This is a genomic window from Cellulomonas taurus (assembly GCF_012931845.1).
In the GTDB taxonomy this organism is placed as follows: domain Bacteria; phylum Actinomycetota; class Actinomycetes; order Actinomycetales; family Cellulomonadaceae; genus Cellulomonas; species Cellulomonas taurus.
Window position 1 is genome coordinate 150,313 of sequence record NZ_CP051884.1, and the last position, 13,755, is coordinate 164,067.

Annotated in this window: 11 protein-coding genes; 6 read left to right on the forward strand and 5 right to left on the reverse strand. The window is 73.3% G+C overall.

The window, feature by feature from the left end; genetic code table 11:
* Nucleotides 1-12 precede the first annotated feature (12 nt).
* On the forward strand, nucleotides 13-2,499 hold the full coding sequence (locus HGK68_RS00630; RefSeq protein ID WP_343036960.1) for an ABC transporter permease: 2,487 nt from the start codon (nucleotides 13-15) through the stop codon (nucleotides 2,497-2,499).
* A 117-nt stretch (nucleotides 2,500-2,616) separates the two neighbouring features.
* Here the strand turns inward: HGK68_RS00630 and HGK68_RS00635 are convergent, their stop codons facing one another.
* Both HGK68_RS00635 and HGK68_RS00640 read right to left on the reverse strand, forming a co-directional pair.
* Entirely contained in the window at nucleotides 2,617-4,086 is a 1,470-nt protein-coding gene (locus HGK68_RS00635) for a glucose-6-phosphate dehydrogenase (RefSeq protein WP_246260465.1), read from the reverse strand.
* 16 nt (nucleotides 4,087-4,102) lie between these two features.
* A complete protein-coding gene (locus HGK68_RS00640; RefSeq protein WP_169164225.1) occupies nucleotides 4,103-4,471 on the reverse strand; it encodes an antitoxin in 369 nt (122 codons plus the stop codon).
* A 188-nt stretch (nucleotides 4,472-4,659) separates the two neighbouring features.
* Between HGK68_RS00640 and HGK68_RS00645 the strand changes: the two genes are divergently transcribed.
* Together HGK68_RS00645 and HGK68_RS00650 are read left to right on the forward strand one after the other, a co-directional pair.
* Nucleotides 4,660-5,364 (forward strand): LmeA family phospholipid-binding protein, encoded by a 705-nt coding sequence (locus tag HGK68_RS00645; RefSeq protein WP_169164226.1) that lies wholly within the window; start codon nucleotides 4,660-4,662, stop codon nucleotides 5,362-5,364.
* A 91-nt stretch (nucleotides 5,365-5,455) separates the two neighbouring features.
* Nucleotides 5,456-6,184 carry a M50 family metallopeptidase gene (locus tag HGK68_RS00650; RefSeq protein ID WP_425483656.1) on the forward strand — a complete coding sequence of 243 codons (729 nt, stop codon included), beginning with the start codon at nucleotides 5,456-5,458 and terminating at the stop codon, nucleotides 6,182-6,184.
* 12 nt (nucleotides 6,185-6,196) lie between these two features.
* Here the strand turns inward: HGK68_RS00650 and HGK68_RS00655 are convergent, their stop codons facing one another.
* Complete coding sequence (locus HGK68_RS00655; RefSeq protein WP_169164227.1) at nucleotides 6,197-6,922, reverse strand: HNH endonuclease family protein; 726 nt, start codon at nucleotides 6,920-6,922, stop codon at nucleotides 6,197-6,199.
* 249 nt (nucleotides 6,923-7,171) lie between these two features.
* On the opposite strand from HGK68_RS00655, the gene HGK68_RS00660 reads away from it, so the two are divergent.
* Nucleotides 7,172-7,558, forward strand: a complete 387-nt coding sequence (locus HGK68_RS00660) for a ribosomal maturation YjgA family protein (protein WP_169164228.1) — start codon at nucleotides 7,172-7,174, stop codon at nucleotides 7,556-7,558.
* Nucleotides 7,559-7,633: 75 nt separating this feature from the next.
* Here the strand turns inward: HGK68_RS00660 and HGK68_RS00665 are convergent, their stop codons facing one another.
* On the reverse strand, nucleotides 7,634-8,641 hold the full coding sequence (locus HGK68_RS00665) for a phosphotransferase enzyme family protein (protein ID WP_169164229.1): 1,008 nt from the start codon (nucleotides 8,639-8,641) through the stop codon (nucleotides 7,634-7,636).
* A gap of 274 nt (nucleotides 8,642-8,915) precedes the next feature.
* Between HGK68_RS00665 and HGK68_RS00670 the strand changes: the two genes are divergently transcribed.
* Both HGK68_RS00670 and HGK68_RS00675 read left to right on the forward strand, forming a co-directional pair.
* Nucleotides 8,916-10,217: an alpha/beta fold hydrolase gene (locus HGK68_RS00670; RefSeq protein ID WP_246260466.1), complete on the forward strand. Its 1,302-nt coding sequence runs from the start codon at nucleotides 8,916-8,918 to the stop codon at nucleotides 10,215-10,217.
* Nucleotides 10,214-11,800, forward strand: coding sequence for a hypothetical protein (locus HGK68_RS00675; RefSeq protein ID WP_169164230.1), 1,587 nt, complete (start codon nucleotides 10,214-10,216; stop codon nucleotides 11,798-11,800). The genes HGK68_RS00670 and HGK68_RS00675 overlap by 4 nt, the downstream gene beginning before the upstream one ends.
* Nucleotides 11,801-11,859: 59 nt before the next feature.
* On the opposite strand, the gene HGK68_RS00680 is transcribed toward HGK68_RS00675, so the two are convergent.
* Complete coding sequence (locus tag HGK68_RS00680) at nucleotides 11,860-13,749, reverse strand: glycoside hydrolase family 127 protein (RefSeq protein WP_169164231.1); 1,890 nt, start codon at nucleotides 13,747-13,749, stop codon at nucleotides 11,860-11,862.
* Nucleotides 13,750-13,755 lie beyond the last annotated feature (6 nt).

Sequence of the window (13,755 nt, forward strand, 5' to 3'; positions counted from 1 at the left end):
GGCTGGCGGTCGGTGCGATCGCATGTCGGCCGGTTCCTGCTGTCGCTGCTGGCGGTGGCACTGGGGGTGGCATTCGTCGCCGGGACGTTCTCGCTGCGGTCGATGATGTCCGGCTCCTTCTCCGGGATCGTGGACTCCTCCGCACCGGGTGACGCCTATCTGCAGCCGCCGCCGGAGGAGAACGCCTCCGCGATCACCGGCAGTGCGGCGACGGTGCCGCTGTCCCTGGTGGACGAGGCGGCGGCGATCGACGGGGTGGCGGTGGCCCTGCCGACGCTCAGCGCGCCGGTGGTGCTGGTCGGCGCGGACGGCACCGCGGTGCAGAGCACCCAGGCGCCGAGCATGGCGATGCTCTGGAGCGAGGACGACCCGAAGTGGGGCACCGTCACCGAGGGCCGCGGACCGCGTGACGCCTCGGAGATCGCGCTGGAGCAGGCGACCCTGGAGGCATCCGGTCTGCAGATCGGCGACCCGACCACGATCGTGCTCGCCGGGCAGCTCACCGACGTCACCGTGGTGGGCGCCATCGACCCGGAGGCCGCGATGCTGGGCGCCACCATCGTGATGCTGGACGCGGACAGCGGTCTCGCCCGGCTGGCCCCGGACGGTCGGATCGGCAGCGTGGAGATCTACGGCGAGGACGGGGTGGACCCGGACACGCTGGTGGCGCATCTCGCGCCGCTGACCGGCGACGATGTGCAGGCGGTCACCGGCGACACGCTGCGTGCCGACGCCAAGGCCCAGATCGACGACATGCTCGGCTTCGTCGTCACCTTCCTGCTCGTGTTCGCCGGGATCGCCCTGTTCGTCGGGGCGTTCATCATCTCGAACACCTTCGCGATGGCGGTGCGGCAGCGGATGCGCGAGTTCGCGCTGCTGCGGGCGGTCGGCGCCTCGCCGGCGCAGGTCTTCGCCTCGATCCTGGGGCAGGCGGCGATCGTGGGTCTGGCCGGGTCGGCGCTGGGCATCCTCGGCGGCCTGGGCCTGGTGCAGCTGCTGCGCGGCATCCTCGGCTCGGTCGGCATGGAGCTGGCCGGGGACCTGCCGGTGGACACCCTGACCATCGTGGTGTCGGTGCTGGTCGGCACCGTGGTGAGCGTGCTCGCCGCGGCGATCCCGGCCCGGCGCGCGGCCCTGGTGCCGCCGGTCGAGGCGATGCGGGACGAGGTCGTCACCCCCGAACGCTCGCTGCGGCCGCGTGCCATCGGTGGTCTGGTGCTGGTCGCGCTCGGGTTGGCGGCGGTCGGCGGTGCCCTGGCACGGTCGGAGGCCGACTGGGCGCTGACCGCCGACGGGATCGGTGCCGGTGCGGTGCTGATCGGCGTGCTCATGCTGTCCCCGGTGCTGGCCCGGGCCGTGATCGGGGTGTTGGCCTGGCCGGTGGTCCGGGTGCTGCGGCCGGTGGGTCGGTTGGCCCGCGGCAACGTGGTCCGCAATCCGCGGCGCACCGCCAACACCGCTGGTGCGCTGATGATCGGGATGGCGCTGGTCGGTGCGGTCTCGGTGATCGCGCTGTCGGCCAAGAGCTCGGTCGGGTCGATCATCGAGCAGCAGACCGACGGCGACTTCGTGCTCAGCGAGATCTCCGGTGCGATCCCGAACGACCTGATCGCCGAGGTCGACGGCCTGCCCGACGTCTCGGCGGTGGACCCGGTGCGGTTCGGCATGGTCCCGGTCGACGGGAGCACGAACTACCTGATCGGACTGCCGGACGGGGTGTTCGGCCGGTCGATCGACGTCGAGGTCGTGTCCGGGTCGTTGGCGGCGCTGGGCGAGGGCGAGCTGGTGCTCAAGCGGGAGACCGCCGAGGCCGACGGATGGCAGGTCGGTGACCGGGTGACGGTCGGTGACCGGGAGCTGACCGTCGGGGCGATCATCTCCACCGAGGTGCTCGGCCAGCCGTGGATGGTGCAGCAGTCGATCCTCGACCAGCTGGTGCCGACCGTGCAGCAGGGGTCGGATCTGGTGATCGTCCATGCGACCCCTGGCGCGGACCTGGACGCGGTGCGGACCGAGCTGACCGACGCCGCCCGCCCGTTCGTGGTGGTCGCGGTGATGTCGGCGCAGGAGTGGACCTCGTCGATGGCGGACCGGGTCGATCAGATCCTGGTCATCATGTACGCGCTGCTCGGCCTGTCGGTGGTGATCGCGGTGCTCGGCATCGTGAACACCCTCGCGCTGTCGGTCATCGAACGAACCCGGGAGATCGGCCTGCTGCGGGCGGTGGGGCTGGGCCGGTTGCAGCTGTCCGGGACCGTGGTGGTCGAATCGGTGCTGACCGCCGTCTTCGGCACCGTGGTCGGCCTGGTGATCGGCGTCGGCCTGGCGGCCACCCTGCCCAGCCTGCTCGAGGACCAGGGCTTCAGTTCGCTGTCGATCCCGTGGGGTGACCTGGCCGGGATGATCGTGCTCGCCCTGGTGGTCGGGGTGGTCGCGGCGCTGTGGCCCGCCGCCCGGGCGGCCCGGATGAAGGTGCTGGACTCGATCGGTTACGAGTGACCCCGATGGGAGGGCCGCGAGAAAAACGGCCGGTGTCGGCTGATGCGCCCTGAGTGACGCGTCGCAGCGGCCACACGGGGCGGGACCGGCTACCCCAGCCGGCCCCGCCCCGCTTCGTCAGTCCTCCGGGTGCGGGTTCGACCGGTCGCCCAGCACCCAGCCGTCCGGCCCGGCGAGCCGGTCGGCCGCCGCCGGACCCCAGCCGCCCGGCGCGTACTCCTCCGGTGCTGGGCGGCCCGGCCCCTGCAACGGGGCGAAGGCCCGCCAGGCGGAGCGCAGCCCTTCCGGGGTGGTGAAGAGCGACCGGTCGCCGACCAACACGTCGTGCAGCAGCGACGCATACGCCGTCAACGGGTGACCGTCGACGTCGTCCAGGGCGAGCGAGGCGGTGCCGGTCGCCAGTCGCAGCTCGGGTCCGGGCCGCTTGACGGTGGTGGTCACCTCGATCGCGCCGTCGCCGGCCAGTGACAGGCTGATCCGCCCAGGACCGGCCGGTTCGCCGAACAGCTCGTCCGGCGTCCGCAGCACCAGCGTGACCTGCTGCGCCGAGCGGGCCATCTTCTTGCCGGTGCGCAGCAGGAAGGGCACCCCGCGCCACCGGTCGTTGTCCACCCACAGGCGGGCGGCCACGAAGGTGTCGGTCTGCGAGTCGTCGGCCACCTCGTCGATGTCCCGGTAGCCGCGGAACTGCCCGAGCACCACGTCCTGCTCCGGGTCCAGCGGCCGGAAACAGGCGATCACGTCCTCCCGCGCTGCCGCCAGGTGCTCGGCGTCGAACCGGGCCGGCGGCTCCATCGCGACCTCGGCGGCGACCTGGAACAGATGGGTGACCAGCATGTCGAGGGCGGCACCGGTGGCGTCGTAGAACTCGGCGCGGTCGGCGACGTCCAGCGTCTCCGGCAGGTCGATCTGCACCTCGGTGACGTGCCGGTTGTTCCACATCCCGCCGAAGAGCTCGTTGCCGAACCGCAGCACGTGCAGGTTCTGGGTCGCCTCCTTGCCGAGGAAGTGGTCGATCCGGAACACCTGCTCCTCGTCCAGCACCTCGTGCACCAGGGTGTCGAGCTCCTCGAAGGACTCCGGCGAGGTGCCGTAGGGCTTCTCGTAGACCACGCGGATGCCGTCGGTCAGGTCGTGGGTTCGTAGACCGCGGGTGGTGGGCTCGAAGGCACTCGGCGGGACCGCGAGGTAGTGCACGACGGTCGGGGCCGGGTCGCCGTCCAGGTCCGCGGTGGCCTGGGCGATGGCGTCCACCAGCTCGCCCGGGTCGTCGCCGTCGAAGCTGCGCGCGTAGCGCAGGTGTCCGTCCAGGGCGTGCGGGTCGGTGTCGTCCGACCCGAACTCGCGCAGGGCGTCCTGCACCAGCGCGGTGAAGTCGTCGTCGCTGACGTCCCGGCGGCCGGTGCCGAGCAGCAGCCATCGGTCGGACAGCAGCCCGGCGGACGCCAGGTCGGCCAGGGCCGGGAGCACCAGCCGCTTGGCGAGGTCCCCGCGGGCGCCGTGCAGCACCAGCAGGACCGGAGGCAGCGGATCGGGTGCGGGGGTGGTCGAGGTGGACGTGCTGGTCTCCGCGTGCTGGTGCTGCACGGGGCCTCCGTTCAGGTCAGTGCGTGGTGCCGGGACGGTCGGTGTCCGTGCTGTCGGCGTGACGGCCGGGCGTGGGCGGTGTGGGGCCCGGGTTCGCGTGCGGGTGGGTGGCGCCGGGCGCGTCGTCGGGCGTGCTGTGCGTGCCGTGCGCGCCGGTCTGATTGGGCGCACCGGTCTGGTTGGGCGTCGCGGCGTCCCGGTGACCGTCGGCCTGCTTGCTCAGGAAGTCCTTGGCCTTGTCGACGGCGGAGTCGATCTTGCGATCGGTCCCCGGCGAGGTGCGGGACTTCACCGCGTCCGCTGCCTTGTCCAGCGCCCCGGCGACCTGCTCCTCCCGGCCCGCGAGCGCGTGCTTCGCCTTGTCCACGTAGTCGCCGATGCCCATGACCTGCTCCTCACTGGTGGGGAACGCCGGCTCGGCGCCGACGTGGATCGAGTCAACGCGTGGGCGGCGACACCCGCAACCGCTGTCAGGACCGGCTGGGGACCACCGGTCGGGGAGGTCGGATGGGGACAGGTGAACGTCCCGGGAAGATCACCCCTGGGGATCGGACGCCCCGTACGCTCGGGGCCGTGTCTGCCGAACGTCGCCGCCGTCGCGGGTGCCTGGTCACCTTCGTGCTCGCCCTGCTGCTGCTCGGCGGGGGAACGCTGCTCGCCGAGTACGCCAGTCGGTCGCTGGTCCAGAGCGTGGCCACCGATGCGCTGCGCAACGGCCTGCACACCGACACCAGCATCGATGTGGAGGTGCCGGAACACCCGGTGCTGCCGCAACTGATCCGCGGCGAGCTGACCGACGTCCGGGTGCAGGCCGACACCGCGCGGATCCGAGGCATCGACATCGTCGACCTGCAGGCGCAGGCGTCCGGGGTACGGATCCGCGGGGAGCGTGGGGCCGACGACGTGACCGTCACCGGGACGTTGCCGACGGACACCCTGCAGTCGTTGCTCGCCGAGCGCACCGGATGGGATCTCGACCTGGCCGAGCAGGACGGGCAACTGGTGCTCTCCGGCGAGGCGCTGGGCGTGCCGGTCACCGCGTCGTTGCAGGTCGGCGCCGTCGACGGCGCCCTGTCCGCCACCATCACCCAGGCCACGCTCGGCGGGTTCACCATCGACGCGTTGCAGCTGCCGCTCGGGCTGAACGACCAGCTGGGCGACCTGGCAGGGATCACCGATCAGCTCGCGGCGCAGGCGACCATCACCGACGCACAGGTCGTGGCCGGTGGCCTGCGGGTGACCCTGACCCTGCACGACGTCCTGCTGGCCGACCTGTGACGGTGGCCCACCCTGACGACTCCGTGCGCCAGGGGTCGACCGTGCCGGAGCCTGCCCGTGTGCCGCCGACTCCGCCGTCGGGCGAGCGACGGTGACCGACCTGCTGGCCGAGATCTGGCGCCGGGCGACCACGGTGCAGCCCACCGCCGACCCCGCCGTGGTGCTCGGCACCTTGGCCGTCGTGCTGGTCGCGCTGCTGCTGCCCCGGGCATGGCATCTGACCCGGCATCTGCTGACGATCGTGCACGAGGCGTCGCATGCGCTGGTCGCCGTGCTGTCGGGTCGTCGCCTGGCCGGGGTGCGCCTGCACTCGGACACCTCGGGGCTCACGGTGTCGGTGGGCAGACCGCGGGGACCGGGCATGGTGGCGACCGCCTTCGCCGGGTACCCGGGTCCGGCGGTGCTCGGGCTGGGGGCCGCGTGGCTGCTGGGTCGGGGCTACGCGGTCGGGCTGCTCTGGCTGCTGCTGATCGCACTCGCGCTGCTGCTGGTGCAGATCCGGAACTGGTACGGGCTGTGGGCGGTGCTGGTCACCGGTGTGCTGCTGGTCGCGGTGAGCTGGTGGGGGACGGCGGCGGTGCAGGTGGGGGTCGCCTACGCGGTGACCTGGTTCCTGCTGCTCGGTGCGCCACGGGCGGTGCTGGAGATGCAGGCGGGGCGCCGACGGGGTGGGCGCGGCGCCGGAGGATCGGATGCCGACGTGCTGGCCCGGATCACGCCGTTGCCCGGCGGATTCTGGGTGGTCGCGCTGCTGATGGTGTGTCTGGCGGCGCTGGCGGTGGGCGGCTGGTGGCTGCTCACCGGCACGGTGCTGCCCTGACCGGACCGAGCCTCAGTCCACGGTGACGCAGGAGTCCAGCTGCCGGTCCATCGCGTCCGCCTCGGCCTGGGTGACCCACAGGCCGTAGGCGGCCTTCACCCGGATCTGCTGCACGACGTAGGCGCACCGGAAGCCGGTGCTGGGCGGCAGCCAGGTCGCGGCGTCACCGGCCCCCTTGGCCTGGTTGATCGGGCCGTCCACCGCGAGCAGGTTGGCCGGGTCGTTCGCGAACCGGGTGCGGGTCGCGGTGTCCCACTGCTGGGCGCCCTTCTGCCACGCGTCGGAGAGGGCGACCACGTGGTCGATCTGCACCCGGGCGCTGTCGGGTCCGCGCTCGAAGTCGATGGTGTCTCCGCCGTAGGGGTCGTCCAGCGTCCCGGTGAGGACCACGCAGTCGTGGGTGCCGTCCTCGAAGGTCAGGTCGGTGAGGTCGCGGGCCAGGATGTCGTTGCGGGTGTCGCAGCCGTTGTGGTCGACATCCGCCCACGCGGCGCCGAAGGCGTCCCGGCTGTACCCGGTGCTGGGTGCCCGGCCCTTGATCGCGAGCCCGGCGAGTTCCTGCTCCGCCCGGTGGAGGTCGGCGGCGGCGATCGGGAACCGCGCGGAGTCCTGATGCTCCTGCCAGGCGGGCACCCCGGCGCCGGCGGCGACCGCCACGACCAAGAGGAACAGCAGCCAGCCGAGGCGGGTTCGGGAACGGGCGGGCCGGGGACGCGGAGCACGGGTGGAGCGAGGCACCGGCGAACCCTGACACACGTCGCCCACATCCCCGTACGCGCATCCGGTCGGCGCACTCACCCCGCGCCCCCGCCAGGACCGGCGCGCGCCGACCGGCTCCGAGCGACGCGGGTCGACCGCTCGGGGTGCCCCCACACCGCATCTGCACCGCGACGGCCCAGGAGGCGCACCCGTGGCCGTATCCGCCTCCGTAGGGTCCTGGCCATGACACCACCGCCGCGCGGCCGCGCTGTTCGACAGCGGACCGCTGTGGCGCTGCTGCTCGTGGTCGGACTCGGACTCGCCGTCAGCCGCGTGCCCGGGGCCGGATTCGCCGGTGACGCGCTGTACGCGGTGATGGCGGTCGTGCTCGCCCGCTTGCTGCTGCCGGGCCGGTCGTGGCGCTGGCACGCGGCGCTGGGGTGGGGGTGGTGTGTGGCGGTGGAGTTCCTGCAGGCGACCGGGATCCCGGCGACGATCGCGGCCGCGGTCCCGGCCGCGCGCCTGGTGCTGGGCACCACCTTCGTCCCGGTGGACCTGGTGGCGTACACGGTGGGCGCTCTGGGGTGTGCCGCGGTCATCGTGCGGTCCTCCCGGTGGTCGTCGGTCCCGAGAGCGTGGCGGCGGTCAGCCGAGCAGGTCGACCCCCGGCACTGACAGCCTGGGGACGACGGCCGCTCGGCCGCACCGGTGGACAACGGCTCGATCGCTACCGCCGCGACCCCGCCCCGGTCACCGCAGCAGCCAGTCCGGTGTCCGCAGGTACCGCTCCGCGACCAGCACCGCCCCGTCGCCGACCGCTGCCCCGCGCCCCAGCAACTGGAGCTGCCGCATCACCACCAGCGCACACGCCACTTCGATGTCACCTCCGGTCAGGGGCCGGACCCGCTGGTACCCGGTCGCCCACGCCTGGGCGAGATCGGTCGCCGACCCCGACGCCGCGAGGCCCGACAGCGCCGCCGCGAGGTCGAACATGAACCAGCTGAACCCGCAGTTCTCGAAGTCGATCACCGCCACCCCGTCTGGCCAGAGCATCACCTTCTCCGGCCGCAGGTCGCCGTGCACCAGCCCCCAGGAGTCCGGTGCACGGGAGGCGTGGCGCAGCACGTCCAGCGCCTGCTGCTCGGCCCGCAGCAGCACCGGGTCCACCCCGTCCCGGCGCCAGTTGCCCCAGCGCGCGTCCGGGCCCACCAGATCGACGGTGTCCCAGGTCGGTCGGACGAAGTCGCGTGGCCGGTGGAAGCCGAGGGCGTGTTCGTGCATCCGGGCGGCGGTGCTGCCCAGCAGGGCGAGTGCGGCCAAGGGGTCTGCTGCCCGGTCCACCTCGTCGCGCAGCGAGTGGTCGCCCGCCCAGGTGGTGGTCAGGCACACCCAGTGCCGGTCGTCGTCGTCGGCGAGCAGTGCCACGTCCCGGCCGTCGCAGGGGGTGATCACGGCGGGCACGTGCACCACCCCGGCGGCGTCGAGGTCGGTCATCCAGGCGACCTCGGACTCGGCGACCGCGGTGTCCTCCATGTAGGGCGGCACCGAGATCCGGGTGACCGCCACCGGCTGCCCGTCGACCAGGATCAGGAAGCTGGCGTGCAGGTCGGCGGCGATCAGCCGGAGCCGGGTGCGTCCGGGCTCCCACCCCCAGGCCGCGCACAGTCCGTCCCGCAGCCAGCCCGGTGGTCGGCCTCGGGCGACCAGCCCGGCCACCGGTCCCGCCCGGTGTGGCACTCGCCCCGTCGTGGTGCTCATCGTCGACCCCCCGCTCGCCCGTCGGTTGCGCCGAGTGTCCGGACCGTGGGCCGGGATGGACAAGGCGCCGACGGCCGATTTCACGCAGGTGTTACCCCATCCCGGCGGGGTGACGCTGGGGAAACACGGTGGACGCACGCGCCCAACACGGGCGGTTCCGCGCGCGGACCCGAGGGGTGACGGTGGCGGCCGGTCGTGCCGCGCCGAGGACCGGGTGGCGGCCTGCGGGTCGGTGATGATGTGCGGCCCCGGTCGCCCCACCTACGCTGGCGCGGTGACCGCCCAGCACTCGTTCCGCGACCTGCCGCCGCACCGCCTCCGCGAGCACGTGATCACCGTCCCGGTCGACCACGCCGAGCCGTCCCGCTTCGGTAGCCTCCAGATCTTCGCCCGCGAGGTGGTGGACCCGGCCCGGGACAGCGAGGACCTGCCGCTGCTGCTGTTCCTGCAGGGTGGCCCCGGTGGCGCGAGCCCGCGGCCGGTCGCCGGGGGCTGGTGGAGCACCGCGCTGCGCACCCACCGGGTGGTGTTGCTGGACCAGCGGGGCACCGGCCGGTCGACCCGGGTGGACGGACGCACGGTGTCCGCGATGGACCCGGCCACCGCGGCGGAGTACCTGGCCTGTTTCCGGGCGGATGCGATCGTCGAGGACGCCGAGCTGCTCCGGCACCGGATCTACGGTGGACGGCGCTGGTCCACCCTGGGCCAGTCCTACGGCGGGTTCTGCACCCTGACGTATCTGTCCCGGCGCCCCGAGGCGCTGACCGCCTGCTACGTCACCGGCGGGCTGCCCGGCATCACCGCCACCGCCGAGGACGTGTACGCCCGCACCTTCACCCGCCAGCAGGCGCGCAATCGGGCGTTCGCCCGGCGCTACCCGGAGGACCAGCGGCTGATCGAGGCGCTCGCGGACCGGCTGGCCGGGGCCGACGTCCGGCTGCCGAACGGTGACCGGCTGCACGTGGAGCGGCTGCGCACGCTGGGGATGTCCTTCGGGATGAGCACCGGGGTGGACGCCCTGCACTGGGCGCTCGATCTGATCGACCTGGACCGGGACGGCATCCCCTCGCCCGCCTTCCTGCAGTGGCTGCAGACCGAGACCGGCTTCGACGGCAATCCGCTGTACCTGCCGTTGCAGGAGGTGATCTACCACCAGGGCGAGCGGGCGGGTGGCTGGGCGGCCGAGCAGGAGCGGGACCGACGACCGGAGTTCGACGCGACGGCGCGGCCGCTGGCGCTGACCGGCGAGGCGGCTTTCCCGTGGATGTTCCGGGACATCGCCGCGCTGCGACCGTTCCAGGGGGCGGCCGAGCTGCTCGCTGCCCGCACCGAATGGCCGACGCTGTACGACCCGGAACGGTTGGCGTCGAACGAGGTGCCGGTGGCGGCCGCGCAGTACCTCGACGACCCGTATGTCGACATCGAGCTCGCCCAGGACACCGCCGCCCGGGTCGGCAACACCCAGGTGTGGGCGACCAACGAGTACCTGCACGACGGGCTGCGGGTGGCCGGTGACGTGATCCTGCCCCGGCTGATCGACCTGGCCGCCGGTCGCTGGACGGTGACGGCCCCGTGAGCTGGAACGACGACGACACCCCGTGGCGGCAGTCCGAGCGGCAGCGCAAGGCCGACGACCTGCTGGAGGAGTGGGTCGGCGAACCGGCCGCCCCGCCGACCAGCGCCTACCCGGCCGAGTGGCAGCAACCGCCGCTGGATGCCGCACCCCCGAAGCGCCCCGGCCGTCGCCGTCGGCGCCAGGAGGCCCGGGAGCGGAGTGCGGCCGGGACCGCCGACCAGGCGGTGGTGGTCCGCGAGGTGCGTCGCCCGCGCCAGGAGTTCCCGCTGCCGCCGGACGGCCCGCGGACGACCACCCGGGAACCGCGGGCCGGTTCGACGCCCCGACGGGCGACCCGCCCGACCACGCGGCGGTCCCCGGCCCGTCGGTCCCGGGGTTCCTGGGTCGGTGGCCTGATCGGCTTCGGCGTGGTGCTCGTGATCGCCATCGGCGGCGCGATCTCGAACTCCTCCGGTGGCGGTGGCGGCGGCGGGTCCAGCGACATCGCCGACATGGGGAACGACCTCTCGCCCTACGGTCTGCCGATCGAGCTCACCGACCTCGGCACCCTGCCCGCCGACCACGTCTTCACCTTCCAGGGCGACCCGGACCTCTGGGACTCCGCGGTCGACGGCTGGCGCACCCCTGGCGAGATGCTCCGGGTCTACCTCGACCCCGCGCTGACCGTCCCCGCACCGGACGCCTGGGTGGGCCGGTACTACGAGGACGACACCGACTCGACGCTGCAGGTGTCCCCCTCCTACGACACCGTGCTCACCGAGTCCGGCAGTGACGTGCAGATGGACCTCGCGGTGGGCGAGCGATGGGGGGCGGCGGCCGAGTACTACCTGGTGCAGCTCGCGGACCTGACCACCGGCGAACCCCTCGACACCCTCCCGGTGCAGCGCTTCACCGTCGACGACCAGCGACCCCGGCCCGTGGTGACCAGCGCGGTCGACGACCAGGGCGTGCTGCACCTGGACTGGGAGCGGGTGGACGGCGCGGTGCGCTACGACGTGCTCGACCCGGCCGCCGGCTTCCGGTCGCTCGGCCAGGCACCCGACCTGAGCTGGACCTCCGACCTGGACGACACCGACGACGGCTACCGGCAGAACGAATCGCTGAGCTGGTTGAGCGGCATCTCCGAGGACGCCCTGCAAGGCGCGCCGGATACCACCGGCGCACGGGAGGTCGGCGGCCTCGCGGTGTCGGCGGTGTTGCAGGGCGGCCGGGTCGCGGTCACCCCGGTGGACTCGTCGCTGCTGTCCCGGGTGCCCGCCCGGCAGGCGTCGACGGCGTGGAGCCAGGAGGACCTCTACGGCACCTTCGACGCCGCCGAGCTGCCCGGCGCCCTGCCCTACGAGATGGCGGACGGATCGACCGCGCTGCTCCCGGTGACCTACGAGACGAACAGCATCGCGGAGATCTACAGCGGCATCTACGCGGTCCGGTACACCGTGCACGGCGCGCGGAGCACCGGCGCCGACCCGCTGCGGGTGAGCGCCACCAGCCTGAACGACGCCCAGCGCCTGGTCGGGCAACGGAACACCGCCCTGGACGCGGAGCGTGACCCGAACGGGCCGCCGACCCCGTACACGTACTGAGCGCGCCACGTCCGAGGGTCGCGGGGCCGCACCCGTGGGGCAGGTGCGGCCCACCGACCTCACCCGTGGGGCAGCCACACCCGCATCGTCGACGGCCCCCGGTTGCCCCACGCCTGATACGGCACCAGCGCCACGTCGCGCACCTCGCCCGGCGTGGTCTCGGCGGTCGCCCCGTACGGCCAGTCGCGCGCGGGCACCTGGTCCACCCGAGCCCGCACCAGCACCCGGCCGTCGGCGTCCCGCCGTGGGGAGTCAGCCGTGACCCGTGCGGTCGCCACGTCGGCACCGAGGTCGACGCTCTCCAGCGCGTAGACCAGCGGACCTGCCTCCACGGCGACCTGACCGCGCACCGCGTCCACCCGGGGGTCGGCGACCGTGAACCGGGGGTCCACCGGCAGGTCGAGGGTGACGGTCTCACCGGCGCGGGGTCCGGGGACGGTGCTGTACCCGGGGTCGACACCGAGTTGGGTGCCGTCGGCTCGGGTGAGGACCGCGCCGACGGCCCAGGACGGCACCCGGAGGGTGAGGGACCAGGCGTCGGGCGCGCTGACCGCCGACACCTCGATCCGGCCGTCGAGCGGGTAGCCGGTGGCGACGGTCAGGTGCAGGTCACCGGTGCGGATCGTGGCCGGTGCGTACTGGTGCAGCTGGATCCCGTGGTCGTCGGCGGTGGCGAGGTAGCTGCTGAGGGTGGCGACGGTCCGGGTGACGTTGGTCGGGCAGCAGGAGACGTGGAACCAGGGGGCGCGCAGCGAGGACGACGCGCGGGGGCTGGCGACGTCGGGGTCCGGCACGTCACCGGGCAGGCGCTGCTGCAGCGGGTTGGTGTAGAAGAACGCGGTGCCCTCGGCCGACGGCGACGCGGCGAGCACGTTGAACAGGGTGCGTTCGACGGCGTCGGCATGCCGGGGGTCGGCGGTCTGCAGCAGCAGGCGGTGGTTGGTCATCACCGAGGCGATTCCGGCGCAGGTCTCGGAGTACGACCGGTCCGGCGGCAGCTCCCAGTCCTGGCCGAAGGACTCGCCCTCGTGGTGGGCGCCCATGCCACCGGTCAGGTAGGTGCGCCGCGCCAGGGTGGTACGCACCTGGCGGGTGACGGCGTCCAGCAGCTCCTGGTCATCGTCCTCGACGGCCAGGTCGGCGGCGCCGGAGGCCAGGTACAGCGCCCGCACCGCGTGACCGCGCAGGACCGTGGCCTCCCGGACCGGCTCGTCGTCCTGGAAGTAGGCCCGGCCGAACTCGATGTCCGCCAGCACCCCGTGCCCGCGCCGGTCGACGAACTGGCGCGCCTGGTCCAGGTAACGCCGCTCGCCGGTGACCCGGAACAGTTCGACCAGGGCGACCTCGATCTCCGGGTGGCCGCAGACCCGCTGGTCGCCGTCGGGGCCGAACACCCCGCACACGTGGTCGGCAACCCGGAGGACCACCCGCACCAGCGGATCGGCCGACCAGTCGTCGACGGTCCGCGCCCGGGCCACCCCCGCCTGGATCAGGTGGCCGGCGCAGTAGAGCTCATGGCCCCACTCCAGGTCGGACCACCGTTCACCCTGGCCGGGCCGGCCGAACATGGTGTTGAGGTAGCCGTCCGGCTCCTGCGCGGCGGCGATCCGGGCGGTGAGGGCGAGCAGCCGGGACTCCAGCTCCGGGTCGCCGGTGCGTCCGACCTCCCAGGCCATCGCCTCCAGCAGCTTGTAGATCTCCGAGTCGGAGAACTCCCGGCCTCGGCGGTCGGCGGGCAGTCGTCCGTCGACCGCGGCGTCGAAGTTCCCGGACCAGCCGAGGGTCTCGATCCAGCGCTCGCAGTGGTCGATCATCGTGCGGGCGTTGCGGTCCTGGAGGTCGGCCCAGAAGCCACCGGTGATCCGGACCTGGTCGAGGCCGAGCGGCTGCCACCGGGCGCGGGACGGGACGACGGGGCGACCGCTCTGGGCGGTGGGGGACAGGCTCATGGGGAA

Excerpts from the sequence above, each read along its gene's own strand:
- HGK68_RS00680 (WP_169164231.1), bottom strand. The coding sequence starts at position 13,749 with ATGAGCCTGTCCCCCACCGCCCAGAGCGGTCGCCCCGTCGTCCCGTCC.
- HGK68_RS00640 (WP_169164225.1), bottom strand. The coding sequence starts at position 4,471 with ATGGGCATCGGCGACTACGTGGACAAGGCGAAGCACGCGCTCGCGGGC.
- HGK68_RS00665 (WP_169164229.1), bottom strand. The coding sequence starts at position 8,641 with ATGAGCACCACGACGGGGCGAGTGCCACACCGGGCGGGACCGGTGGCC.